The sequence below is a fragment of the Dactylosporangium sp. NPDC049742 genome, from assembly GCF_040674675.1.
GTDB classification, from domain to species: Bacteria; Actinomycetota; Actinomycetes; order Mycobacteriales; family Micromonosporaceae; genus Dactylosporangium; species Dactylosporangium maewongense.
The window spans coordinates 70,605-94,787 of the sequence record NZ_JBFANF010000025.1; the positions used below are offsets into that span (position 1 = coordinate 70,605).

At 73.3% G+C, this 24,183-nt stretch carries 16 protein-coding genes; 9 read left to right on the forward strand and 7 right to left on the reverse strand.

Going from position 1 to position 24,183, the window contains the following annotated elements; genetic code table 11:
- A complete protein-coding gene (locus tag AB0J72_RS28195; protein WP_363403690.1) occupies positions 1–2,493 on the reverse strand; it encodes a DUF4832 domain-containing protein in 2,493 nt (830 codons plus the stop codon).
- 54 nt (positions 2,494–2,547) lie between these two features.
- A complete protein-coding gene (locus tag AB0J72_RS28200; RefSeq protein WP_363403692.1) occupies positions 2,548–4,893 on the reverse strand; it encodes a DUF4832 domain-containing protein in 2,346 nt (781 codons plus the stop codon).
- 167 nt (positions 4,894–5,060) lie between these two features.
- Here AB0J72_RS28200 and AB0J72_RS28205 point away from each other — a divergent pair, with 167 nt between their 5' ends.
- The 6 genes from AB0J72_RS28205 to AB0J72_RS28230 all read left to right on the forward strand — a co-directional run bounded on the left by AB0J72_RS28205 (position 5,061) and on the right by AB0J72_RS28230 (position 10,738).
- Positions 5,061–6,008 (forward strand): sugar ABC transporter permease, encoded by a 948-nt coding sequence (locus tag AB0J72_RS28205; protein ID WP_363403845.1) that lies wholly within the window; start codon positions 5,061–5,063, stop codon positions 6,006–6,008.
- Between the two features lie 10 nt (positions 6,009–6,018).
- On the forward strand, positions 6,019–6,900 hold the full coding sequence (locus AB0J72_RS28210) for a carbohydrate ABC transporter permease (protein WP_354904924.1): 882 nt from the start codon (positions 6,019–6,021) through the stop codon (positions 6,898–6,900).
- Between the two features lie 36 nt (positions 6,901–6,936).
- The gene (locus AB0J72_RS28215) at positions 6,937–8,274 is read left to right on the forward strand and encodes a sugar ABC transporter substrate-binding protein (protein ID WP_363403695.1); all 1,338 of its coding nucleotides are present in this window, start codon (positions 6,937–6,939) and stop codon (positions 8,272–8,274) included.
- 67 nt (positions 8,275–8,341) lie between these two features.
- Complete coding sequence (locus AB0J72_RS28220) at positions 8,342–9,835, forward strand: glycoside hydrolase family 36 protein (RefSeq protein ID WP_363403697.1); 1,494 nt, start codon at positions 8,342–8,344, stop codon at positions 9,833–9,835.
- Between the two features lie 14 nt (positions 9,836–9,849).
- On the forward strand, positions 9,850–10,197 hold the full coding sequence (locus tag AB0J72_RS28225; protein WP_363403699.1) for a DeoR family transcriptional regulator: 348 nt from the start codon (positions 9,850–9,852) through the stop codon (positions 10,195–10,197).
- A gap of 112 nt (positions 10,198–10,309) precedes the next feature.
- Positions 10,310–10,738 carry a hypothetical protein gene (locus AB0J72_RS28230; RefSeq protein ID WP_363403701.1) on the forward strand — a complete coding sequence of 143 codons (429 nt, stop codon included), beginning with the start codon at positions 10,310–10,312 and terminating at the stop codon, positions 10,736–10,738.
- Between the two features lie 69 nt (positions 10,739–10,807).
- Here AB0J72_RS28230 and AB0J72_RS28235 read toward each other — a convergent pair whose 3' ends face one another.
- The 4 genes from AB0J72_RS28235 to AB0J72_RS28250 are packed head-to-tail and all read right to left on the reverse strand — an operon-like array spanning position 10,808 to position 19,265.
- Positions 10,808–15,811 (reverse strand): DUF6531 domain-containing protein, encoded by a 5,004-nt coding sequence (locus tag AB0J72_RS28235; RefSeq protein ID WP_363403703.1) that lies wholly within the window; start codon positions 15,809–15,811, stop codon positions 10,808–10,810.
- A 48-nt stretch (positions 15,812–15,859) separates the two neighbouring features.
- Positions 15,860–17,251, reverse strand: coding sequence for an MmgE/PrpD family protein (locus AB0J72_RS28240; protein ID WP_363403705.1), 1,392 nt, complete (start codon positions 17,249–17,251; stop codon positions 15,860–15,862).
- The gene (locus AB0J72_RS28245; RefSeq protein WP_363403707.1) at positions 17,248–18,069 is read right to left on the reverse strand and encodes a cyclase family protein; all 822 of its coding nucleotides are present in this window, start codon (positions 18,067–18,069) and stop codon (positions 17,248–17,250) included. The genes AB0J72_RS28240 and AB0J72_RS28245 overlap by 4 nt, the downstream gene beginning before the upstream one ends.
- Positions 18,069–19,265, reverse strand: coding sequence for a CoA transferase (locus AB0J72_RS28250; RefSeq protein WP_363403709.1), 1,197 nt, complete (start codon positions 19,263–19,265; stop codon positions 18,069–18,071). Before AB0J72_RS28250 ends, AB0J72_RS28245 begins: the two co-directional genes overlap by 1 nt.
- 75 nt (positions 19,266–19,340) lie before the next feature.
- Between AB0J72_RS28250 and AB0J72_RS28255 the strand changes: the two genes are divergently transcribed.
- From AB0J72_RS28255 to AB0J72_RS28265, 3 genes are all read left to right on the forward strand, one after another.
- Positions 19,341–20,774, forward strand: a complete 1,434-nt coding sequence (locus AB0J72_RS28255; protein ID WP_363403711.1) for a dihydroorotase family protein — start codon at positions 19,341–19,343, stop codon at positions 20,772–20,774.
- Between the two features lie 91 nt (positions 20,775–20,865).
- Positions 20,866–21,612, forward strand: a complete 747-nt coding sequence (locus AB0J72_RS28260) for a sulfite exporter TauE/SafE family protein (RefSeq protein WP_363403713.1) — start codon at positions 20,866–20,868, stop codon at positions 21,610–21,612.
- Positions 21,613–21,637: 25 nt separating this feature from the next.
- On the forward strand, positions 21,638–22,858 hold the full coding sequence (locus AB0J72_RS28265) for an MFS transporter (protein ID WP_363403715.1): 1,221 nt from the start codon (positions 21,638–21,640) through the stop codon (positions 22,856–22,858).
- Between the two features lie 83 nt (positions 22,859–22,941).
- On the opposite strand, the gene AB0J72_RS28270 is transcribed toward AB0J72_RS28265, so the two are convergent.
- Entirely contained in the window at positions 22,942–24,141 is a 1,200-nt protein-coding gene (locus tag AB0J72_RS28270; RefSeq protein WP_363403717.1) for an acyltransferase, read from the reverse strand.
- Positions 24,142–24,183 lie beyond the last annotated feature (42 nt).

Sequence of the window (24,183 nt, forward strand, 5' to 3'; positions counted from 1 at the left end):
TCAGACGAAGGAGATGCTGTCGATCGTGACGGTGCCGCTGCCGCCGTACCAGAAACCCATCGCGAGCTGCGCGGGGTTGGCGCGGTTGATGCCGTTGGCGACCAGCGGGATCTTGATGTCCTGGAAGGTGCCGGTCAGGGCGGGGTGCCCGCCGCCGTCGAGGGTGTAGTCGGCGAACACCTTCGTGGTGCCGCCGAGGCTGAGGTTGAAGTGCGCCGCCGCCGTGCCCTTGATGCGCACGACGAGGTAGGTGCGGGTGGAGACGTCGACGCCGACGTCGCTGCCGAACCAGCCGCAGTTGTTGTACTGCAGGGTCAACGCGCCGCCGTCGACGGCGCCGTTGCCACCGCCGTTGAGGAAGCAGTTGCCGCCGGTCCACTTCCCGAGGTCGTTCTTGGCCGCCGAGGGGTAGGCGGGCGTGCCGTCGTAGTCGTCGACGACCAGGCCGGCCGGCACGGGCGGGGCGGTGGAGGCGGTCAGCGGTGCCGACGCCGGTGAGAGGTTGCCCGCCGCGTCGCGCGATTTCACGGTGTACGTGTAGCTGCCGGCGCTCAGGCCGCCGTCGGTGTACGCCGTGCCGGTGGGCGTGCCGACCTGCGTACCGTCGCGGAACACCAGATACCCGGTGACGCCGACGTTGTCGGTCGAGGGGCTCCACGCCAGGGAGATCGAGGTCGTGGTGGTGCCCGTGACCGCGAGCCCGGCCGGCGTCGACGGCGGTGCGCAGTCGGTGCAGCCGACGCCGACGGTGACGGCGTTGCTCGGGACCGACACGTTGCCGGCGGCGTCGCGGGCGGTGACGGTGTACGTGTGGGAGCCCGCCGGGACCCCCGTGTCGGTGTACGACGTGCCGGACACCGAGGCCACCTGCGTACCGTCGCGGAACACCGTGTATCCGGTGACGCCGACGTTGTCGGTGGCGCCGGTCCACGACAGCGACGCCGACGTGGTGGTCGTGCCGGTCGAGGTCAGCGTGGGCGCGGTGGGCGGCGCGCAGTCGGCCGTGCACGAGCCGACCTGGATCGCACCCGCGAGCACGTTGTAGCCCTTGGTCGCGTCCCAGGTGCCGGTGTTGGCCAGGCGCACGGAGTACGCGGGGTTGCCGCGCAGCCCGGTGGCCTGGTCGGGCAGCCACAGCGCGAGCTTGTACGTGCCCGCGGTCATCGACGGCAGGGTCACGGTCTGCGTGGGGACGGTGACCGCGCCGGGCCGCCAGGTGCGCGGGTCGAGGCCCGGCAGCGGCACGTTGTAGCGCTGGGTGCCGTTGTCGAAGACCAGGAAGACGGGGCGGGGCTTGATGATGCCCGCGTAGCCGTCGTTGGTCAGGTGCGCGGCGAACGTGAACGGGCTGCCGGCCACGGCCTGCGTGGTGTACGTGGCGTCCTGCAGGCGCAGCCGGTAGCCGAGCTTGCGCTCGATGCGGGTGAACAGGGTCTCGGCCGGGTCGCTGCCCGCCGCCGCCAGGTGCGCGGCCTTCCAGATGTCGGTGTTGACCGGCGCGTAGTCCTCGTTGATCTCCGTCCAGTGCTGGTGGGACAGCTCGTACTGGGCGTTGACGCCGGCGCTGTCGTTGCCGCCGCTGGCGTTGCAGGTCTCCCCGCCGATCATCTTGTTGCCGCCGGTGCTGGTCGCCATGTCGTACACCCACTGCTTCTTGACCGACACGTCGAACCAGCCGAGCCAGGAGTTCTGGTCGTAGGTGCCCATGTCGGCGGAGTCGGCGAGGAAGCAGTCGTCGTGGAAGCCGAGCCGGTCCTTGTCCTGGGTGGTCATGAGGCAGTTGTCGGGCAGCGGGCAGCCGGGCGGCGGCGTGGTCCGCTGGGCGAACTCGTAGTTGAAGATGGGGTAGCGGATCGCGATCGGCATCGTCGCGGGCGTGCTGCTGAGCAGCTTCTTGACGAGGCGGTAGCGGACCGGCGCCTGGCTCTCCTCCGACGACGCGGTGTAGGGGCTGGAGTGCCACTCGCCCCAGGCGCCGAAGAACCCGGCCTCCAGGTGCAGGATGACGTCGGCGTTCGCCGCGAGGACCGGCGCGAGCTGGTCGATGTGGCGCTCCATCTGCGGCTCGGTGACCGCGGAGTAGCCGTCCCAGACGTAGGCGACCCGCAGGACGATCTTCATGCCCTGGGCGCGGATCGCGGCCAGCCCGGTGCCCAGGTTGGTCATCAGGGCGGGCGGCAGGTCGGCGGTCTGGTACTTGTCGAGGTGAAGGTAGCTGTGGATGAGGGTGTTGCCGTTCGCCTTCGCGCGGGCGAAGGTGCGGTCGAGCATGTCGGGGTTGAAGCCGGGGATGGTGTTGCTGGCGTAGTCGTTGACGGCGGGGTCGTCGACGATCTCGTAGCGGTTGTGGAAGCCGCGCTCGGGGTTGGTGAACACGGTGCCGAGGTCGGCGGTGTAGGTGGCGGTGGTGGTCGGCGCCGCCGCGTGGGCGGCGCCGGGCGTCAACAGCAGCGCGACGGCGAGGAGCGCGGCCGCGATTCTGGTCCGGTGCATCATGCTCCTTGGCGAGGCCGGCGCCGTCCACAGTGGACGGCGCCGGCACCTGGGTCAGTTGCTGAAGGAGAGGCTGTCGATCGAGATGGAGCTGTTGCCGCCGTACCAGAAGCCCATGGCGAGCTGCGCCGGGCTGGTGCGGCTGATCCCGTTGGCGACCATCGGGATCTTGATGTCCTGGTAGGACGTCGTGATGACCGGGTGCGCACCGCCGTCGAGGGTGTAGTCGCCGAACACCTTGCTGGCGCCGCCGAGGCTCAGGTTGAAGTGGCTCTGCTCGCCGCCGGAGGCGCCGCGGACCCGCACGACGAGGTACGTGTACGCGGAGACGTCGGTGGCGACGTCGCTGCCGAACCAGCCGCAGTTGTTGTACTGCAGGGTCAGCGCCCCGCCGGCGACGACGCCGTTGCCGCCGCCGTTTCCGAAGCAGTTGCCGCCGGTCCACTTCGCGAGGTCGTTCTTCGCCGCGGACGGGTAGGCGGGGTTGCCGTCGAAGTCGTCCAGGCCGATGCCGCCGCCCCCGCCCCCGCCGCTCGCGGAGGTCGTGACGGTCAGCGGGCCGGACGCCGCCGACACGTTGCCCGCGGCGTCGTAGGCCTGCACGGTGTACGTGTAGGCGGTCGACGCGGACAGGCCGCTGTCCGTGTAGGACGTGGTCGCGGACGTGCCGACCTGGGTGCCGCCGCGCAGCACGCGGTAGCCGGTGACGCCGACGGCGTCGGTCGACGCGTTCCAGGTCAGTGACACGCTGCTGGCCGTCTTCGCCGGCGAGGCGAGCCCGGTCGGCACGGTCGGCGCCGTGGTGTCGCCGCCGCCCCCGCCGCCGACCCCGATCGCGCCGAGGCCCAGCCACCCGTCGGCGTTCTGGGTGGCGTTGCCGAAGCGCAGCTTCTTCGCGTTCGCGCTCACCGCCTCCAGCGGGTTCCTGACCCGCAGCACCAGCTGGTACGAGCCGGTCGCCACCCCGGTGAGGCTGACGCCGGCCTGGAAGTGCTGGGGGTAGCCGAAGTCGCGGTACGTGGGGTCGGCGCCGACGCCCCAGTCGGGGAACGCCCGGATCTTCAGCGGCTGGACGGTCCGCAGGTCCCAGGGGGTGTCCCAGGTCTTGACCACGGTCCCGGCGGAGTTCTTCAGGCCGAGCGTGACCGTCCACGGGTAGTAGAACGGGGCCACGCCGTTGTTGACGAGCGTGACGCCGACCGTCGCGCTGCTCCCGCTGACGGTGTTCGGGAAGTACGCGTGGGTCGCGGACAGGTCATAGCCCATGAGCCGCACGGCCGCGGCCACGTTCGGGTCGGACGGCGAGTAGCTCTGGCTGGTCTGGTTGATCTTCCAGGTGGTGTGCTCCAGCTCGATGCAGGCCTTCATGTTGTCGACCTGGCCCGAGCCGCCGGGCCACGAGGTGAACGCGGAGCTCTGGATCTCCGGCCGGACCTCGCCGCCCATCGAGCTGGTGATCCACTTGTTCTCCACGCCCATGTTCACGGCGCGCTGCAGCTGCGAGTAGCTCGCGCCGCCGAGCGACTGCGGCAGGGTCACGCCCGCCAGCGGCGAGCCTTCCTTGTAGCAGAACGAGTCGTCGTGATAGCCGATGTCGCGGGTGTTCGCGGCGCCGCCGGCGGAGTCCGGGTAGCGGATCTCCAGCTTCGTCTTGTTGAACGCGGTGTCGAACGCCTGGATGATCTGCGCCCCGTGCGCGTCGGTCGGCATCAGGTTCGGGTAGCCGTCGGCGGTGTCGGTGTCGAACGGCCACGTGTGCCACTCGCCCCACAGGCCGACGATGCCGAGGTTGATGAAGCCGATCCGGGGGTCGCCGTCGTAGCGGGCGCCGAACGCGGCGATGAAGTTGGACAGCGCGCTGAGCAGGTAGGGGCTGTCGTAGTCCGGCGACACCGTCCCCCAGAAGGTGTTGTTGCGGTACGTGACGTGCCCGTCGAAGCAGTGCGGAATGGAGTTTCCGGGATGGCTGCCGGTGCCGCCGGGATACTCCATGAAGAACCGGATGGCGGCCTGGTTGCCGTACGACGCGATCTCGTTGAGCGCGCTGTCCACGATCGACCAGTCGTAGCTGCCGCAGTTCGCTGCGTTGGTCATCACCTCGGACAGCCCGAAGTAGCTCCACGCGAGGGACCGCGGGTAGCCGGAGTTCTGGTTGTCGCCCGGGAAGTAGAACCGGGCGAAGCCCTTCAGTGGGTTGTCGAGCGGGCTCGGGGCGGCGGTGAGCGGGTGGTCGGTCAGCGACGGGCTCGGCGTGGCGGGCGGAGCCGGTCTGGCCGGTGGGCCGGCCGGTGCCGCGCCGGCGGGCTGCGCCTGCACGGTCACGGCGAGCACGGCCGTGGCGGCGGCCGTGCAGAGTGCGGCGGCGAACGCGAGGGCTCGCCGCCGCGGGGCGGTACGCATGGATGGGCCTCCGGGACGTGGGGTGAAGTCCCCGTACCTCGATTTGATACGAGGAGGTGTTGACAAAGTTTCCCTGAGCTTCATCATTATTAGCGGCCGCCCACCCCCCGCCGCAAGACATCAATCTCGAAGACTTTCGATGGACGAATCGAGGCCGGACCGTGACGATGCGTAACTCCCTGGCGGTGACCGCGCCGCCCGCGCCGGACCCGCCCGGCGGGCCGTCAGGCGCCGCCGGACCGCGCCGTCACCGCGACGACCGGCGGGTCGCCTGGCTGTTCCTGCTGCCGGTGCTGGTCGGCTTCGCGGTGTTCTACCTGTACCCGACGGTGCGCGGCGTCTGGTACTCGCTGACCGACTACAGCCTGCTCAACACCCCGTCATACGTGGGCGGCGACAACTACGCCAAGCTCGTGAGCGACGCGCAGTTCTGGAAGTCGCTGCGGATCACGGCGTACTACGTGGTCGTCAACATCGGGTCGCAGACGCTGCTCGCCCTCGGCGTCGCGGCGCTCATGCACCGGCTGACCCGCTCGGTCGTGCTGCGGGCGACGCTGCTGCTGCCGTGGCTGGTGCCCAACGTGACCGTCGGGCTGCTGTGGATGTGGCTGCTGGACGCCAACCTCGGCTTCGTCAACCACCTGCTGACCGCCGCGGGGCTGGACAGCCAGGGCTTCCTCACCTCGCCGGACCTGGCGATGCCGTCCATCGCGCTCATCAACACCTGGGCCTACACCGGCTACACGGCGCTGCTGCTCTACGCCGGGATGCTGCAGATCCCGCCGCACCTCTATGAGAGCGCCTCCCTGGACGGCGCCGGCGAGCTGCGGATGTTCCGCATGATCACGCTGCCGCTGCTGCGCCCGATCCTCGCGCTGGTGCTCGTCGTGTCGCTCATCGGCTCGTTCCAGATCTTCGACACCGTCGCCGTCACCGACAAGATCGTGCCGGTCGGCGCCACCCGGGTCATCTACTACTACATCTACCAGCAGGCATTCACGTACTTCCACATGGGCTACGCGTCGGCGGTCGCCATGGCGCTCGTGCTGATCCTCGGCCTGCTCACCGCCGTGCAGATGTGGCTGCTGCGCGCCTCCCGATCCGACCTCACCTGAGAGGGGCCTCATGTTCCGCCGCCTGACGCCTGGCCGGCTGCTGGCCTGGACCGCGCTGATCGCCTTCCTCGTGGTGACGATCGTGCCCTTCTACTGGATGGTCCGCACCGCGCTCACGCCCGCCGCCGACATCTACCGCGACAGCACCGGCCTCGTGCCGGAGCATCCCACCCTCATCAACTTCGAGCGCGTCCTCGGGCTCGTGGACGACCAGACCGCCCGCGCCGCCGGCGGCTCCGGCGCGAAGATCAACTTTTTCCGGTACACGCTGAACTCCCTGATCTACAGCGGGCTCATCGCGACCGTCCAGACCTTCTGCTGTGCCATGGCCGGGTATGCCTTCGCCCGGCTGCGGTTCCCCGGCCGGGACCTGCTCTTCGGGCTGTTCGTCGCGGCGCTGATGGTCCCGCCGATCTTCACGCTGCTGCCCAACTTCGCGCTCATGCGGCAATTCGACGCCGTCGACACCTTCGCCGGCATGGTCGCGCCGTCGCTGCTGATGACCCCGTTCGCGGTGTTCTTCCTCCGCCAGTTCTTCCTGTCGGTGCCGCGCGAGGTCGAGGAGGCGGCCGTCATCGACGGCGCGAGCCGCTGGGGCATCTTCTGGCGGGTCATCCTGCCGATGAGCCGCGGCCCGCTCATCACCATCGGCCTCACCACGTCCGTGTGGGCGTGGAAGGACTACCTCTGGCCGCTGCTCGTCGGCCGCGGCGAGGACAACCGGGTGCTCACCGTCGCCCTCGGCGTGTTCCTCCAGCAGTCACCGAACACCGCACCCGACTGGACCGGGCTCATGGCCGGCTCCACCCTGTCCGTCCTGCCCGTCCTGCTCCTGCTGATCTTCCTCGGCAAGCGGCTCGTCCAGTCGCTGAACTTCACCGGCATCAAGTAGCCGACACCCCCCACCCCATCCTCGAAAGGGATTTCCATGTCCAGAATCCGCATGGCGGCCGCCGCGCTGTCCGCCGCGGCGATCGTCCTGCCCCTCGCGGCCGCCTGCTCCGACGAGTCCGGCGGCGACACCGGCAACGTCACGCTCAACTACTGGCTCTGGGACGACAAGCAGCTCCCGCCCTATCAGGCGTGCGCCGACGCGTTCACCAAGGCCAACCCGAACATCACCATCAAGTTCACGCAGACCGCGTGGTCGCAGTACTGGCAGAACCTGACCACCCAGCTCGCCGCCGGCAGCGCGCCCGACGTGTGGACCGACCACGCGTCCTACTACCCGCAGTTCGTGTCCAGCAACCAGATCCTCGACATCCAGCCGTTCGTCACGAAGGACAAGGTCGACCTCGGTCAGTACCAGGCCGGCCTCGCGGACCTGTTCGTCAAGGACGGCAAGCGCTACGGCCTGCCGAAGGACTGGGACACGATGGCCCTGGTCTACAACACCAAGCTCGTCACCGACACCGCCGGCCTGGACAAGCTCACCTGGAACCCGGGCGACGGCGGCACCTTCGAGCAGGCGATCGCCAAGGCCAGCGTGGACAGCCAGGGCCGCAACGGCCTCGACCCGGCCTTCGACAAGAACAACGTGAAGGTCCACGGCTTCCTGCCGGAGTGGGCGGACGGCTCGCAGGGCCAGAACGGCTGGGGCGACCTCGCCGTCGCCAACGGCTTCACCTACCTCGACAAGAACCCGTGGGGCACCAGGTACAAGTACGACGACCCGAAGCTCGCCGAGACCATCGGCTGGTTCAAGCACCTCATCGACAAGGGCTACGCGCCGAAGTTCGACAAGCAGTCGAACCTCGGCCGGGACGCGGTGATGGACACCGGGACGGCGGCGTACACCATCGTCGGCTCCTGGACCATCGGCACCTACCTCGGCACCGGCGCCAAGCAGCAGTACGCCTTCGCCCCGCTGCCCACCGGCCCGTCCGGGCGCAAGACCGCCATCAACGGCCTCTCCGACGCCATCTACGCCGGCACCAAGCACCCCGACCAGGCGTGGGCGTGGGTGAAGTTCCTCGGCTCGTCCGCCTGCCAGGACATCGTCGGCGAGAAGGCCGTCGTCTTCCCCGCCGTCAAGTCCGGCACCGAGAAGGCCCTCGCCGCCCACAAGGCCGCCGGCCGCAACGTGCAGGCATTCACCGACCAGGCGACCGCGTCCGGCGGCACCTTCTTCCTGCCGATCACCGACCACGGCAACGAGGTCAGCCAGATCGTGCAGGACGCGATCCAGTCCGTCGTGCTCGGCCAGGCCGCCCCCGCCGACGCGTTGAAGAAGGCCAACGACCAGGTCAACGCCCTGTTCAAGTAGCACCTTGAACCAAGCGGCGGGGCGCTCGGCCCGCGTCCCGCCGCCACACAACCTGATGAGGAGAACCATGGCACAGCTCGTCGAGGTCGGCGGACACCGCTTCGCCGTCCAGCACTCCGCCGCACCGGCAGTCGAGATCGGCTCCGCCCCCGGCGGCGTCCTGCTGCCCCCCGGCCGGGTGGCGATCCTGCACGGCCTCGGCGATGCGTCGTTCTACCGGCACGGGCAGAACTCGTGGAGTCCGTGCGGCTGGCGGCGGCTGAGCGAGCCCCCGCTGCGCGTGCCGAACCCGACCCGGCTGGTCACCGCCGACGACCCCACCTTCGACGACCCGGCGCGGCACCACTCCTCGGCCGTCGCCGCGCTGCAGGGCCCCGACGGCGGCACCCTGCTGCTCGGCGCGCTCGGCCTCGACACGCCGCGGCTCATCGCCGACCACGACACCCTCACCGGCTGGTACGCCGCCGCCGGCGCCGACTGGTTCCTCGCCTACGGCCCGGAGGAGGACGTCTTCGCCGCCTACGCCGCGGCGCTCGCGTCGCGGTTCGGCGCCGGCACGCGGAAAGCCGGCAACGTGTGGTGCAGCTGGTACGCCTACTACGAGAACGTCACCGAGGCCCAGCTGACGAAGGACGTCGCGGACCTCGCCGGGCTGCCCTTCGACGTCGTGCAGATCGACGACGGCTGGGAGGAGCTGGTCGGCGACTGGCAGCCCAACGCGAAGTTCCCCAGCGGCATGCGGGCGGTCGCCGACCGCATCGCCGACGCCGGGTTCACGCCGGGGCTGTGGCTCGCCCCGTTCATCGCGCTGCCGCACTCGCGCCTCGCCACGGCACGGCCCGAGCTGCTGCTGCGCGACGGGTCCGGGCAGCCGGTCGTCGCCGGGTACAACTGGGGCGGCCCCTACTACGCCCTCGACCTCGCCCGCGAGGACGCCCTGGCGCACGTCGCCGAGCTGATCCGGACGGTCGTGCACGACTGGGGGTACCGCTACCTCAAGCTCGACTTCGTCAACGCCGGCGCCGCGCCGCTGCCGGGCCGCGACCGCGACCGGCTCTACCGGGAGGGGCTGCGGGTCATGCGGGAGGCCGCCGGCGACGACGTCTACCTGCTCGGCTCCGGCGCGATCCTGCTGCCGTCGCTCGGCATCCTCGACGGCCTGCGCAGCGGCCCCGACGTCGCGCCCATGTGGGACAACTACGCCTCCGTCGACCCCTCCGACGCCACCGCCCGCAACGCCGTCGTCAACAGCGTGCACCGGCTCTGGCAGTCCCCGCTCGTCGAGGTCGACCCCGACGTCATCTACTTCCGCAGCAAGCTCAACCTGCTCACCACCCAGCAGACCCGCTGGCTGCGCGACCTCGCCGACGTCTGCGGCTTCCGCGCCGTCTCCGACCCGCCGAGCTGGCTCACGCCGGCCGAGGTCGAGGACATGCGCGAGTACCTCGACGCGAAGCCGGTCATCCGCCGGCTCGGCCGCTACCGGTTCACCCTCGACGGCCGCGAGGTCGACTTCGCCCCGGCCGTCGCCACCGACGGCCAGCTCTACCCCATCTCCTGAGGCGGTGCCGCCCGATGCCCAAGACGGAGTCCAGCCCGGAGCCCCTGCTGCCGGCCGTTCGCCACCAGCGCATCATCGAGCTGCTGGCCCAGACCGAGTACGTGACGATCGCCGACATCCGCAACGCCACCGGCGCCTCCCTGGCGACCACGCAACGCGACCTGGCGCGGCTGGCCACGACGGGCGCCCTGGCCCGGGTCCGCGGCGGCGCCACCCGCGCCCAGCCACCACGCGGCGAGGCCCGCCTGCTCGCCGCGTGCCTGACCCGGGTCCGCCACGCCCTCGACCGGCACGACCTCACCACCGCCGAGAACGCCCTGCACCAGGCCCTCGACGCCTGCGCCCGGCTCCGCCGCGGCTGACCCCGGCCGCGGCGGAACCAGCGGGATCGGGGCCGTCCGGTGGCGTACCTCCGGACAAGGACCGGACACCGGAGTCGAGGAGCACGCATCGCCGGACTTCTATGCTGGCGGAATGACGGACTCACGGGTGCGGCTGGTCCACAAGGGGGCGCCCCTGGACGACGGGGTGGCGATCGGGAGGGGACGGCCGGACCGCGGCCGGACCGAGGTGGTCGTCACCTGCCCGACGTGCGAGGAGCGGGTCGCCGTGGCCGTCCTGAGCCGCTCGGCGGTCCGGCGGGAGAAGGTGCTGGTGAGCGTGGCCTGCCTCGTCGCGGCGGGTGCCGGGGTGGGCGGCATGGTCTGGGTGTTCGGCAGCGACGCCGTCCACGACGGGTTCGGGGTGCTGGCCATGCTCGTCGTCCTGACCGCCGTCGTGGTGTGGTTCGAGCGGACGGCCACGATGGACGACGGGGTGCGGCTGAAGCGGGCGCGGGCGCACGCGCTCGACCGTCCCGGCTGGACCGACTGGTATCAGTACGAGTTCGAGGCCACCCCCTAGCGATGCGGCGGCGCCCGCGGCCGCCGGTGGCGGCCGCGGGCAGCAGCGCGTCGGCCCCGGGGTGCCGGGTCAGAAGCGGGCGATCGAGGCGTCCCGGATGCGCGGGGCGGCGAGGCTCTCGGCGAGAGAGCGGGGCCGGTCGCCCCAGCCGTCCGACGAGCCGCTGCCGCTGCCGCCGGCGACCCAGGCCGAGTGGACGGTGTGCAGGTTGACGGTGACGCCCTCGCCGCCCTCGTCCGTCGTGATGAACCGCGGTGCCAGGATCTCCACGACGGAGGCGGCGGTGGGGGCCTGGAACAGCGGCGTCGCCTCGCGCTCGTCGACCTTGGTGCCGGACAGGGCGGTCAGGGCGCTGCGCCCGGGCAGGCCGCGCCACCAGTCCTTGTCGACGCCCTCGCCGGTGCCGTCGACCGGGTTCGGCGTGGCGATCGGCGTGCCGGGCGGCACTGGCGTCTTGTCGTCGGGCACCGGCTTGTCGCCGCCGCCCTTCGGTTCGTCCTTCTTCCCGCCGCCGCCGCCACTGCCGGATCCGCCGCCGGACGGTTTGGGATCGGGCTTGGGGGTCGGCTCGGGGGACTCGGGCGTCGACGAGCCGCCGCCGGGGTCGCCGTACTCCGGCGCCCGCGGGCCACCCGAACCGGAGCCGGAGCCGGACGGCTCGCGGTCGGGCCGGTCGCCCCACGGGCCCGCCGGCTCCCCGCCGCCGCCGTACCCGCCGCCGCTGTCCGCGCCGCCCGGGCTGCCGTACCCGGTGCCGCCGTAACCCGAGCCGCCGTACCCGCCGCCGCTGTGACCCGGTCCGCCGTAGCCGGGTCCGCCGTAGCCGAAGCCGTCGCCGAGGCCGCCGAAGCCGTCGCCGAACCCGTCGCTGCGCCCCGAGTGGTCGCCCGGCTTGGCGGGCTTCGCCGGGGGCGGGCCCCACCAGCCGAAGCGCTGGCCGATCTTGTCGACCTGGTGCGGCGCGACCAGCACCGCGCCGACCAGCAGCACGATCTCCGAGCCGGGCACGTGGAAGAACTCGCCGATGATGCCGAGCACGATGAGCCCCTCGCCGACGTCGGACATCTTGTCCCAGGCGTCGCGGTAGTCGACCCCCGGACGCCTCGGGTCCGGCTTCGGCGGCTTGAACGGCAGCATCGACGTCGTGGCGTATCCGCCGCCGCCGCGGGTGTAGTACAGCCCGGCGGCCGGGTCCCAGAGCACGGCGCCGCCGAGCAGCGCGCCGTCCGCCGCGGCGCCCGCCGGGCGGCCGTAGGCGTCGTAGGAGTACCTGCGGACCGGCGCGCCGGCCGCGTCCGCCAGGCCGGCGATCAGGCCGCGGCCGCTCAGCACGTACGTGTAGCGCGCGCCGTCCTCGGTGGCCACCTGGACCGGCTGGCCGGGGCCGTCGCCGTAGGTGTAGCTGCGCAGCAGGCGCTCGCCGTCCCACTCCTCCAGCAATTGGTCGCCGCTCCACACCCGGGTCACCCCGTTGCGGCCGACCTGCCGGCCGTGGGCGTCGTAGCCGTACCGGATCGCGCCGCCGTCGACGCCGACGATCTGGCCGTCGTGGTCGTACTCGTACGTGCGGCCGGTGCCGTCCGTCGTCTCGCCGGTGCGGCGGCCGTTGTCGTCGTAGGTGTACGCGGTGCCGCCGGCCGTCACGTACGCGCCGCGGGCGTTCACGGTCGCCGCGTCGACCACCTCGGTGCCGTCGGGCAGCGTCTCGACCCGCCGCTGCCACAGCCCGAGCGGGCCAAGCTCGTAACGGACGGAGACCCCGGAGTCCCCGTAGGCCGCGGCCGTGAGCCGGCCCGCGGCGTCGTAGCCGAACCGGTCGCCGGTGCCGCCCGCAACGCCGGTGCGGTCCTCGGCGACCGGCCGCCGCGCGTCGTCGAACAGGTAGGAGAAGGCGTCGGCGACCGCCCCGCCCGGGGACCGGTACGTGAGCGCCGTCAGCCGCCCCGTGCCCGTCGCGTACGACAGCTCGGCGACCAGCGACGTTCCGAAGTGGACGGTGACCGGCCGGCCGTCGGCGTCGTACTCGTACGACACGATCGTGACGCCGTCCTCGGCGACGCCGGTCAGCCGGCCCCGGCGGTCGTAGGCGCGGCCCACCCGGCGGCCGCTCGGGTAGACGAGCCCGGTCAGGTTCCCCGCCGTGTCGTAGGAGTATCGGATCGTCCGGCCGAACTGCGTCTCGGTGAGCGGCCGGCCGAGCGAGTCGTACGTGACGGCGGTGCTCGCGTCCGGGGTCCAGGTGGACGTCGTCCGGCCCAGCCCGTCGTGGCGCAGCGCGGTCACCGGGACGGCGACCCCGCCCGGGGCGGTGACGGCCTGCGCGACGAGCCGGCCGGCGGGGTCGCGGTCGCTGGTGACGACCGTGCCGTCGGGCTGGGTGAGCCGGACGACGTCGCCGCCGGCGTCGCGCTCGAACTCGGTGACGGCGCCGTCGGCCTCGATCACCGTGGCCAGGCCGCGCGGCCCGTACGTGGCGCGGGTCAGGTTGCCGGCCGCGTCGGTGCGGGCGGTGACGCGACCGGCCTCGTCGTAGCTCACCTGGTCGAACAGCACCTGCCCGGGCGCGGCGGTGCGGACCCGGCCGGTCGGGCGGCCCAGCCCGTCGTGCACGTACCGGGTGGACCCACCGGCGCCGTCCACGTGCCCGACCAGCCGACCAAGTCCATTGTGGACGAACAGGTCGGCGGGGTCGTCGCCGAGCCGGCGGGTGCGCAGCTGGTCGAGCTCGTCGAATGTCTGCGTCACCACGGTGGCGCCCCGCCGCAGGTGCACCGGGTTGGAGTTCTCGTCGTAGCCGACCGCCGCCGTCAGGCCCGACTCGTCGGTGACGGAGGTGATGCGGTTCGCGCCGTCGTACGTCATCGTGAGCGCGCCGCCGGCCGGGGTCCACCAGCGGACCGGCTTGCCGTGCCCGCCGTACTCGACGAAGGCCGAGACCAGGCCGTTGCCGCCCAGCGGCGCCCCGGTCGCCGGGTCGTGCCACGACCGGTCGATGCGGACCAGCCGGGCGAGCTCGTCGTAGGAGTAGAACGCCTCGGCGAGGACCGCCGGGTCGGCGTTCCCGGCGTCGCCGGTCAGCCGGACCCGCACGACCCGGTCCGCCTCGTCGCGCCACTGGTCGAGCGAGGTGCCGTCCGGGCCGTCGTACCCCGCGTACCGGTGCAGCCCGTCGTAGCGGAACCGGGTGGTGTGACCGCGGCCGTCCGTCTCGGACTCCAGCTGGCCGTTCGCCGTGTACGTCCAGCGCAGCGCGGTCCCGTCCGCGGCGACCGCGGCCACCGGCAGGTTGCGCTCGTCGTACGTGTAGGTGGTGACCGCGCCGGTCGGGTCCACCTCGCGGACCACGTTCTCCGCGGCGTCCCGCTCGAGCACGGTGACCTGCTCCAGGCCCTCGCCGGCGACGGTGCGCCGGATCGGGTTGTTCAGGTCGTTGTAGGCGAAGCGCTCGACCACGACCGCCGGCTCGTCCGCGGCCTCGGCGCCGTCGAACGCGCCGCGGACGAACGACACGGTGCGCTCGACCAGGTTGCCGTTGAGGTCGTACGTGTACGCCTGCCGGTACGCGTCGCCGGCCCGCGAGCGCAGCTCGGTGACGTCGCCGTGGGCGTCGCGGACCAGCCCGGTCGCGGCGCCCTTGCCGTCCACGACGGACGTCACGTGGCCGGCGGCGTCGTAGGTGAACGCGGCCGTCACCGTGTCCCGGACGACCCGGCGCAGGTAGCCGCCGCGCGCCGGCGGCTCGGCCGGGTCGCCGGGTGCCGTCCGGGCGCCGGTCGGGTCGTCGTCGGCGTAGTACAGGTACTCGGTGGTCGCCCCGCGCGCGTCGGTGTACCGGGTCAGCTGGCCGCCGTCGTTGACCTCGAAGCGTTCGGTCAGCGTGACCGTCGCCGCCTCCTCGCCCGGCAGGGACACCGTCGCCGGCGGCGTGGTGCGCTCGACGAGGTTGCCGCGCTCGTCGTACGACCAGCGCCACCGCCGCCCGTGCGGGTCCACCATCGTCACGACACCCTGGTGCGCCGGGTCGTACGCGTACCGCCGGACCTGCCGGACCGAGCCGGACGCGTCGACGCGGGCCGCCTCGGTCAGGTTCCCCCGGTCGCGGGGGTCGTCGGCGTCGGGGTCGTAGCGCCACTCGTCGCGGTGCCCGGCCGGGTAGACCCGCCGGACCAGCTCGCCGTGCCGGTCGTGCTCGCTGCTGGTGGTCAGCGCGACGCCGCCGGACCAGACGGTCTGCTCCACCACGTGCCCACGGTGGTCGTGGCGCAGCTCGACCCGCCCGCCGTTCTTGCCGGTCAGCCGGGTCAGGCGGCCCTCGTACCCGTAGGTGATGGTGCCGCCGCCGTGCAGCTGCGTCACGACCCGGTCCTCGTCGTCGTAGACGTTGCGCAGGAACGTGCCGCCGTTCGGGTCGGTGACGCTCTCCAGCCGCAGCCGCTCGTCGTACGTGTACCGCACCGTGGGCCGCTCGAGCCCGTTGTTGCGCGGCGGCTGGACGACCGTCACCAGGCACCCGTCGCCGTCGTAGGCGTACTGCCAGCGGCGGCCGCCGTCGTCGATCTCGTGGATCCGGCCGTCGCGCAGGCGCAGCCGCACCTCGCGGTCGAACGGGTCCGTCACGAGGATGGCGTCGTCCTCGTACGAGAGGCGCACCGTGTTGCCGTTGCGGTCGGCGACGGCGACGAGCCGGCCGCCGGCCTCCGGGTCGGTGAACACCAGCCGGTTGCCGCGCGGCTGGAGCAGCGCGAGCCCGTCGCCGGCCCGCTCCAGCCGCGCGTACACGCCGTCGGGCGGGTCGAAGCCGGGGCCGTCGGCGCGGTCGGTGAACCGCAGCTCGCGTCCGGTGCCGTCGCGCATGATCAGGCCGTCGCCGGCCCAGGTCAGGCGCTTGTCGTAGGCGAAGCACCAGCCCCGCCCGAAGGGGCCGTCGGGCGGCCCGGTCTGCGAGCGGTAGGTCCGGGCGATCTGGACCGACGGGCCCCGCCCGGACAGCTGGAGGTCCATCAGCGTGGGGGCGTGTTCGCCGCTGTGACTGAGGACGTGTGCACCGATGACGGTCGCGTTCCGTGTGGGCATGCGCACATGGAAGCAGCGCGGTCACGCTCCGTCACGTGAGCGACGGCTTCACGACTGTCCGAGCAGGGTGTCCACGGTGGGCAGGGTGGCGAGGGCGGTGGTGCGGGCGGCGAGCGCCCCGGCGGCGTCGGGGGTGAGGGCGCGGGCCGCGTTGAGCTGGAACTTACGGGTCAGGGCGGCGGGGGAGAGGGGCGCCTCGGCGCTGCCGAGCGAGGCGTCGACGCGGTGCTCGTGGACGGTGCCGCCGGCGCCGGCCCGCAGGACGGCGGCGAACGCGTGGGGGAAGATCCTCGTGGCGCGGTCGTCGGCGACGCAGCGGACCTTGGCGGCCAGGTCGAGGCGGGCGGGGTCGAGCGGGCCGGTGAAGTCGTCCAGGCCGACGCCGAGCCCGCCGCCGCCGAGCAGGGCCGTGGCGACCGTGTAGGGGCCGGAGAACTTCCCGTGGTAGGTGCTACGCGGCCGGATCTTCTCGGCGGCGGGTTCGGCGATGGTACGCAGCGTCGGCGCGGCCACCCCGAGCTCGATCCAGTCCACGGCCGCGGGATCTAGGCCGGCGGCGCGCAGGGCGAGGGCGCAGTCGATGCCCGGGTGGGTGAAGTGGTTGGACGGATAGGGCTTGAACGCGGTGCGCAGCAGCTCCCAGCGGGTGCCGAGGTCGCCCAGGAGCGCGTCGTCGTCGCGGCGGCCGTCCGTGTACGCGGTGAAGAAGCCGAACCTGCCCTCCAGGACGGTCGGCGGGCCGGTGAGCCCGTCGGCGGCCAGGTAGGCGGCGGACACGCCGGCGTGCGCGGCCCAGCCGCAGTGCAGCTTCTTGACGGTGCCGCCGGTGCGGTTCGCCTCGATGAGGCCGGCGCCCATGCTGGCGGCGACGCCCATCGCCGAGGCGACCCCGGGCGCGTCGAGGCCGAGCAGCAGCGCGGCGGCGGCCGCGGAGCCGATCGCGCCGCAGATCGAGGTGGCGTGCAGGCCGCGCTCGAAGAAGATGCTGTTGGCGATCGCCGGGTCGTAGGCCGCCATGCCGAGCCGGTTGGTCAGCTCGACGCCGGCGGCGACGGCCGCGAGCACCGCCGCGCCCGGCGCGCCGGTGGCCTCGGCGGTGGCGAGGGCGGCGGGGACGACGGATGCCGACGGGTGCAGCACCGACGGCAGGTGCGTGTCGTCGAAGTCGAGGGAGTGCGCCAGGGTGCCGTTGACGAGCGCGGCGGCCGGGGCGGGCAGCCGGTCGCCGGAGCCGATGACGGTCGCCTCCGCGGTGCCGCCCCAGCGGCGCACCGACCGCAGGACCGCGGGACCGGCGTCGGCGTCCGGGTCGCCGTATGCGGCGAGCGCGAGCCCGAGGATGTCGAGGACCCGGGCGGGCACGTCGGCGGTCACCTCGGCCGGCAACGGCTCGTCCCGGCACGCGACCGCGAACCCGGCGAGGCGCTCCACGAACGTCATGCCGCACCCCCCGTGTTCGCGGCTGTGCTCCCGGCCGGCGGCAGGATGGCGAGCGGGCGGACCGGGGCGCCGGTCGCGCCGACGATCGGCAGCGGGTTGAGCACCAGCAGGCACTCGCGGGCGCCGGTGTCCAGCAGCGGGTGCAGCCGCATCGTCTCCACGATGTGCACGCCGCGCTCGACGAGGAGCATCCGGTGGACCGGCAGCACCGCGTGCCCCTTGCCCGGCGGGATGTGCTCGAAGGCGATCGTCTCGGCCCCGACCACCCGGACGCCGCGCGACGCGAGCCACTCGCCGGCGGCGACGCCCGGGCCGGGGGTGCCGTCGCGCTGCCCGATGAAGGCGTCGTGCTCCTCCCACCGGCGCGACCAGCCGGTGCCGATGAGGACGGCGTCGCCGGGCCGTACATCGGCCGCACACGCGTCGAGATCGGCGGCGGTGATCTCGTAGCCGGCGGGCAGGACCGGGACGCCGTGCACGCGGGCGACGTCCAGCACGACGGCGCGGCCGACGAACACCTCGAAGGACTCGATGCCGTGCGAGGTGAACCCGAGGTGGCTCTGCACGGAGGCGGCGGGGACGCCGCCGTGCAGCAGGCCGTCCTGCGACACGTGCGCGAGGGCGTCGACGTGGGTGCCGACGTGGCCGCCGGTGACGATCAGCTCGTTCGCGGCCGAACCACCGTCGGGCCGGACCAGGTCGCCGTGGCGGCGCTCGAGCGCCATCCGGAACGGCGGGTGGTTGGGCGACTGGGGCATGCCCCGGCGCATCGGCTGCGCGAGGTCCAGGACCGTGGCACCCTCGAGGAATCCGGACATCACAGCACCCCGTCCGCGTGCAGCTTCTCGATGTCCTCGCCGTTGAGGCCGAGCCGGTCGCGGTAGATCTCGTCGTTGTGCGCGCCGAGCCGCGGGCCGGTCCACCGGATGTCGCCGGGGGTGGCGGACAGGCGGTAGAGCACGTTCTGCATGCGGACCGGGCCGAGGACCGGGTCGTCGACGGCGCGCAGCGTGCCGAGCGCCGCGTACTGCGGGTCGGTGAACACGGCGGCGATGTCGTGGATCGGGGCGACCGCCGCCTCCGCCGCCTCGAACGCGGCGATCACGTCGGCGGCGTCGCGGGCCGCGATCCAGTCGCCGACGTAGCCGTCGAGGAGGTCGGCGTGCTGGGCGCGGGTGGCCCCGGCCGCGAACCACGGCTCGGCGATCACCTCGGGATGCCCGACGAGACGGAGCACGCGCTCGGCGACGGCCTGGGCGGAGGTGGAGACGGCGAGCCATTTCCCGTCGCGGCTGCGGTACGTGTTGCGCGGCGCGTTGTTGACGCTGCGGTTGCCGGTGCGCGCCTGGACGACGCCGAGCTGGTCGTACACCATGGGCTGCATCCCCAGCAGGGTCAGGATCGGCTCGATGATGGCCAGGTCGACCACCTGCCCGCGGCCTGTGGCGTGCCGGGCGAGCAGCGCCGTGGTCACCGCCTGCGCGGCCGCGATGGCGGCGATCCCGTCGGCGAGCCCGAACGGCGGCAGGGTCGGCGGCCCGTCGGGCTCGCCGGTGATGGCCGCGAAGCCGCTCATCGCCTCCGCCAGGGTGCCGAAGCCGGGCCGGTTCGCATACGGGCCGAACTGCCCGAACGCGGTCACCCGCGCGATCACCAGGCGCGGGTTGACCTCGGCGAGGACGTCGGGGCCGAGGCCCCACCGCTCCAGGGTGCCGGGCCGGAAGTTCTCGATCAGCACGTCGGCGCCGGCGAGGATGCGTTTGAGCAGCTCGGCGCCGGCGGGCTTGGACAGGTTGAGGGTCGCGCAGCGCTTGTTGCGCCCCAGCAGGGTCCACCACAGCGGCACCCCGTCCTTGGCGGGGCCGTGGCCCCGGGACGGGTCACCCTTCACGGGATGCTCGATCTTGATGACGTCGGCGCCGAAGTCCCCGAGGATGGTGGCGGCGAGGGGGCCGGCGAACAGGGTGGACACGTCCACCACGGTGATGCCTGCCAGGGCGGGCTGCGGTTCCACCACCCGAGCCTAACGGCACTTCCGCCGAAATGGAAACCCCGTTACATTGAGGGAAACGCCGGGAAGGGGCTTCACGTGTCGCGGTACGACCTGATCATCAAGAACGGCACGCTGGTGCTGCCCTACACGGGGGAGATCCGGGCCGATCTGGCCACCCGCGCGGGCCGGATCGCCGCGATCGGCGAAGACCTCACGGACGCCGACGAGGTGCTCGACGCGACCGGCAAGCTGGTCTTCCCCGGCGCCGTGGACGCGCACTACCACCTCGGCATCTACCGGCCCCTGGAGGTGGACGCGGCCGAGGAGACCCGCTCGTCGCTCGTCGGCGGCGCCACCACCGTGCTGTCCTACTTCCGGACCGGGCAGCACTACCTGAACAAGACCGGCGCCTACGAGGACATCCTCCCCGAGGTGCTGGCCGCCGTGTCCGGCCGCTCCTGGACCGACTTCGGCTTCCACCTCGCGCCGATGGACACCCGCCAGGTCGGCGAGGTGCCCGCGCTCGTGGACCGGCACGGGATCAGCTCGTTCAAGTACTACATGTTCTACAAGGGCTTCAACCTGTCCGCCGACTCCCGGGACGCGAAGGCGTTCACGATGAGCGACGAGTACGACCTCGGCCACCTCTACCAGATCATGGAGGCCGTCTCCGCCGCCGCCGTTTCCGCCGCGGCCCGCGACGCCGGCCGCCGGGTCTCGCTGTCGCTGCACTGCGAGCAGGCCGAGCTGATGCGCCTGTTCATCGAGCGGGTCCGTGCCGCCGGCGACCCGCAGACGCTGAAGGCGTACTCCGACGCCCGCCCGCCGCTCACCGAGCGGGTCGCGATCGGCGAGGCCACCACCCTCGCGGCCGCGACCGCCTGCCCGGTGAACCTGCTGCACCTGTCCAGCGGCGAGGCCCTGGCGGCGGCCACCGAGGCCCGGCTCGCCCGCCCGGACCTGGACCTGCGCACCGAGGTCACCCTGCACCACCTCTGCCTCAACTACGACGAGCTTTCCGGCCTCGGCGGCAAGGTCAACCCGCCCATCCGCAGCGCCCAGGACACCGCGGCGCTCTGGGACGGCGTCCTGTCCGGCAAGGTCGACTGGGTCGCCTCCGACCACGCCTGCTGCCTGGAGGAGCACAAGGGCGACCAGCTCTGGCCGGCGCTGCCCGGCTTCGGCGGCACCGGCCTGCTCTACCCGGTGCTGCTCAGCGAGGGCATGCACAAGCGCGGCCTGGCCCCGCACCGGGTCGCGGAGCTGGTCTCCGGCAACCCGGCCCGCGCCTACGGCCTCTGGCCGCGCAAGGGCTCGCTGCTCGTCGGCCAGGACGCGGACCTCGCCGTCGTCGACCCCGACCTGGAGCAGGAGGTGACCGGCGAGCTGCTGCTGTCCGGCCAGGACCACTGCCCCTTCGCCGGTCGCAAGGTCCGCGGCTGGCCCGTCGCCACGGTGCTGCGCGGTCAGGTGGCGTACCGCGACGGCGCCGTCGTCGGCGACCCCCGGGGCGCGTTCGTCGCCCGCTGACACCCCCCCCGGGCGATCCTCGGTGTGACGGATCTCCGGCCCGGGTGGCCTGCCGGCGGCGCCGCCGGGCCGCCGGGGAAGACTCCGGTGCGTGTCGTGGTGGATGTATGCGCTGCTGCCCCTCGCCGGGGTCGGCGCCGGGCTGGTGGGCAGCGTCGCCGGGCTGGCGTCGCTGATCAGCTACCCGGTGCTGCTGGCGATCGGGCTGCCGCCCGTCACGGCGAACGTCACCAACAGCGTCTCGCTCGTCTTCAGCAGCGCCGGGTCCATCGCCGGGTCGCGCCCCGAGCTCGCCGGGCGGGCCGCGCGGCTGCGGTGGCTGGCGGTCGCGGCGGTCGCCGGCGGGGTCACCGGCAGCGCGCTGCTGCTGCTCGCGCCGGCGGAGACGTTCGAGGTGGTGGTGCCGTGGCTGATCGCGGGCGCGTCCCTGGCGATCCTGCTGCCGCGCCGGCCGGCCGACGCCGAGCCGCACCGGCACCACGGGTGGTTCCTGGCGGGCGGGGTCGCCCTGGTCGGCGTGTACGGCGGCTACTTCGGCGCGGCCGCCGGCATCGTGCTGCTCGCGCTGCTGCTGGCGCTGACCCCGGCGACGTTCGCGCAGGGCAGCGCCGAGAAGAACGTCCTGCTGGGCGCGGCCAACGCGGTCGCCGCGCTCGCGTTCGCGCTCTTCGGCCCGGTGCACTGGCTCGCCGTGCTGCCGCTCGGCGTGGGCCTGTTCATCGGGGGCCGCCTCGGCCCGGTCGTCATCCGCCGCAGCCCGCCGGCCGCGCTCCGCGGCGTCATCGCCGCCCTGGGCCTCGGCCTCGCCGTCCATCTGGGCTGGCAGGCGTACCGGTGACCGCCGCACCCACCGGCGGTCTCCGGTGACCGGCGCGGCGAGCTACCGGGCGCTGCTGCGGACGCCGGGCGCGGCGGCGTTCTTCGTGCCGGCGGCCGGCGGCCGGGTCGGGATCGCCATGACGAGCCTCAGCATCGTGTGGCTGGTCCGGGACGCGACCGGGTCCTACGCGACCGCCGGTCTGGTCACCGGGGCGTTCGCCGTCGCGGACGCCGTGGTGGGGCCGCAGGTGGGGCGGCTGATCGACCGGTTCGGGCAGGCCAGGGTGCTCCTGCCGGGGGCCCTCGTGCACGCCGTGGCGGTCGGTGCGCTCGTGGCGGGCGCCGCCGGGCATGCGCCGGGCTGGCTGCTCGCCGCCGCCGGTGCGCTGGTCGGGGCGAGCCTGCCGCAGCTGAGCGCGGTCGCCCTGGCCCGGTGGTCGGCGCTGCTGGACGGGGAGCGGCGGGCCGCGCTGCCGTCGGCGTACGCGCTGGAGTCGCTCAGCAACAGCGTCGCGTACCTCGTCGGGCCGGCGCTGGTGAGCGCGATCGCCGCGGCGGGCCGGCCCGTCCTCGGCACGCTGACCGCCGCCGTGCTGGTGGTCGCCGGCGGGTCGCTGCTCGCGCTGCAACGGCGGACCGCGCCGCCGGTGGTGGCGACCGACGGCCGCCACCGGTCGCACCACCGCCGGGCGCTGCGCCGACCGGGGTTCCTGTTGCTGGTCGGCGTGAACACCGCCATCGGCGGCTTCTTCGGCACGATGTCGATCGCCGTGACCGCGTTCGCCGTCGAGCGCGGCACGCCGGAGCTGGCGGCGGTGCTCTTCGCCGCGTCGAACGGCACCGGTCTCGTCGCGGTCCTCCTGTACGGCCTGCGCCCCTGGCCCGTCCCCCCACGCACCCAGCTGGCCCTGGCGGGAGCCGCGCTGGGACTCGGCGCCCTGCCGCTGGCGGCCGGCGGCCTGGCGGGGGTCGCGGCGGGAGCGGTGCTGACCGCGGCCGCGGTGCCGGTCGTCATCGTCCTCGGCTCGGTCCTCGCCGACGCCGTCGTCGACCGCGGGGTGCTGACGGAGGCGTTCGCCTGGCTCGGCTCGGCGAGCGCGGCGGGGTCCGCCCTCGCGGCGACCGCGGCGGGCGTGGCGGTCGACGGCTCGGGCGCCCGCGGCGGCCTGCTGGTCGCGCTCGCCGCGGCCGCCGCGACGGCCGTGCTCGCAGTCGCCGGCCTCCGCGCGCTCCACCCGCCGACGACCGGGGCCGACGGCCCCTGACCCGTGGCGCGAGTCGCCCGCCGGCCTCCGCGCTCCGCCCGCCGACGACACCGACCGACCCGCCCTGACCCGGGCCGGGGCGGCTACAGCGCGTGCCGGGCGCGCGATCGTGGTCTGGCGGCGGGGGCGCGCTGGGCCGGCACCGCGTGGGCCGGCAGCTCCCGGCGTTGCCTTGGGACAGCGGGCGCGGACGTCAGGGCCACGCGGCGGTGACGGCCGGCGGCGGGGGCGGCGGCGGTGCGGCGCATCAGGCGGAGGGCGGGCAGCTCGACGCAGTGGTAGAGCAGCATGGCGGCGATGAGGCTGAACCACAGCACAGACACCGTCGCGACCAGGGCCTGCGCCGGGCCGGCCTGGTGCGGCAGGAGTCCGGTGCGGTTGAACACGATGATCACCAGAAAGTGCACCAGGTAGAACGCGAAGGACAGCTCTCCCAGGTACACCATGGCGGGGCGCGACCAGAAGGTCTTGCGGCCGAACAGGTCGGCGCGGGCGGCGGCGGCCACGACGCAGGTGACGGGGACGAGGATCAGGGCGTGCTCGTTGAGGGGGTATGGGACGAACAGGCCCGCGACCATCGCCGGGGGCACCAGCGCCAGGGACCAGCGCAGGCCGGGGCCGCGCCACGCGCCCTTGCGGACCAGCAGCGCGACCGTGACGCCGAGTGTGAACTCCGCCATGCGGACCGGGGGCAGGACGTAGCCGACCCAGGTCGCGGTGTCGGGCGAGGCGTGGACGAGGTTCGTGGCCAGGGCGGCGACGCACTCGACCATCATGACCGCGATCGCCCACAGCCCGGCCGGCCCGAGCCGGCGCAGGCCGGCGAGCAGGAGCGGGAAGCACAGGTAGAAGAACACCTCGCAGGACAGCGACCAGCTGACGATGTTGAGCGCGGCGTACACGTCGCGGCGCGGCAGCCAGCTCTGCGTGAGGGTCAGGTGGGTGGCCAGCTGCAGCGGGCCGGCGCCGCCGACGATGAAGACCGCCGCCACGGTGGTGACGATCGCGGGCGGGTACACCTTGGTGAAGCGCCGCCACCAGAAGGTGGTCGCCGGCGTGCCGGGGCGGAACGACCAGGCGAGCACGAAGCCGGACAGCACGAAGAAGAACGAGACGCCGAGGCCGCCGCCGTGCGCGAGCAGGGCCCAGACCGCGGACCGGACGGGCTTCGGGGCGACGAGCTGCGGGTTGTAGTACTGCTCGAGCAGGTGCTGGCCGAAGACGATGAACGCGGCAACCCAGCGCAGTCCGGTGAGCGACGGCAGGCGGCTGTTACGATCCACCCCAGTTTTTTAACGAACGATGCGCATCCACAAGGGCGGTCC

What these genes read in the sequence shown, in the direction of transcription:
- AB0J72_RS28195 (WP_363403690.1), bottom strand. Translation starts at nt 2,493, where the DNA reads ATGCACCGGACCAGAATCGCGGCCGCGCTCCTCGCCGTCGCGCTGCTG.
- AB0J72_RS28200 (WP_363403692.1), bottom strand. Translation starts at nt 4,893, where the DNA reads ATGCGTACCGCCCCGCGGCGGCGAGCCCTCGCGTTCGCCGCCGCACTC.
- AB0J72_RS28205 (WP_363403845.1), top strand. Translation starts at nt 5,061, where the DNA reads ATGCGTAACTCCCTGGCGGTGACCGCGCCGCCCGCGCCGGACCCGCCC.
- AB0J72_RS28210 (WP_354904924.1), top strand. Translation starts at nt 6,019, where the DNA reads ATGTTCCGCCGCCTGACGCCTGGCCGGCTGCTGGCCTGGACCGCGCTG.
- AB0J72_RS28215 (WP_363403695.1), top strand. Translation starts at nt 6,937, where the DNA reads ATGTCCAGAATCCGCATGGCGGCCGCCGCGCTGTCCGCCGCGGCGATC.
- AB0J72_RS28220 (WP_363403697.1), top strand. Translation starts at nt 8,342, where the DNA reads ATGGCACAGCTCGTCGAGGTCGGCGGACACCGCTTCGCCGTCCAGCAC.
- AB0J72_RS28225 (WP_363403699.1), top strand. Translation starts at nt 9,850, where the DNA reads ATGCCCAAGACGGAGTCCAGCCCGGAGCCCCTGCTGCCGGCCGTTCGC.
- AB0J72_RS28230 (WP_363403701.1), top strand. Translation starts at nt 10,310, where the DNA reads ATGACGGACTCACGGGTGCGGCTGGTCCACAAGGGGGCGCCCCTGGAC.
- AB0J72_RS28235 (WP_363403703.1), bottom strand. Translation starts at nt 15,811, where the DNA reads ATGCCCACACGGAACGCGACCGTCATCGGTGCACACGTCCTCAGTCAC.
- AB0J72_RS28240 (WP_363403705.1), bottom strand. Translation starts at nt 17,251, where the DNA reads ATGACGTTCGTGGAGCGCCTCGCCGGGTTCGCGGTCGCGTGCCGGGAC.
- AB0J72_RS28245 (WP_363403707.1), bottom strand. Translation starts at nt 18,069, where the DNA reads ATGTCCGGATTCCTCGAGGGTGCCACGGTCCTGGACCTCGCGCAGCCG.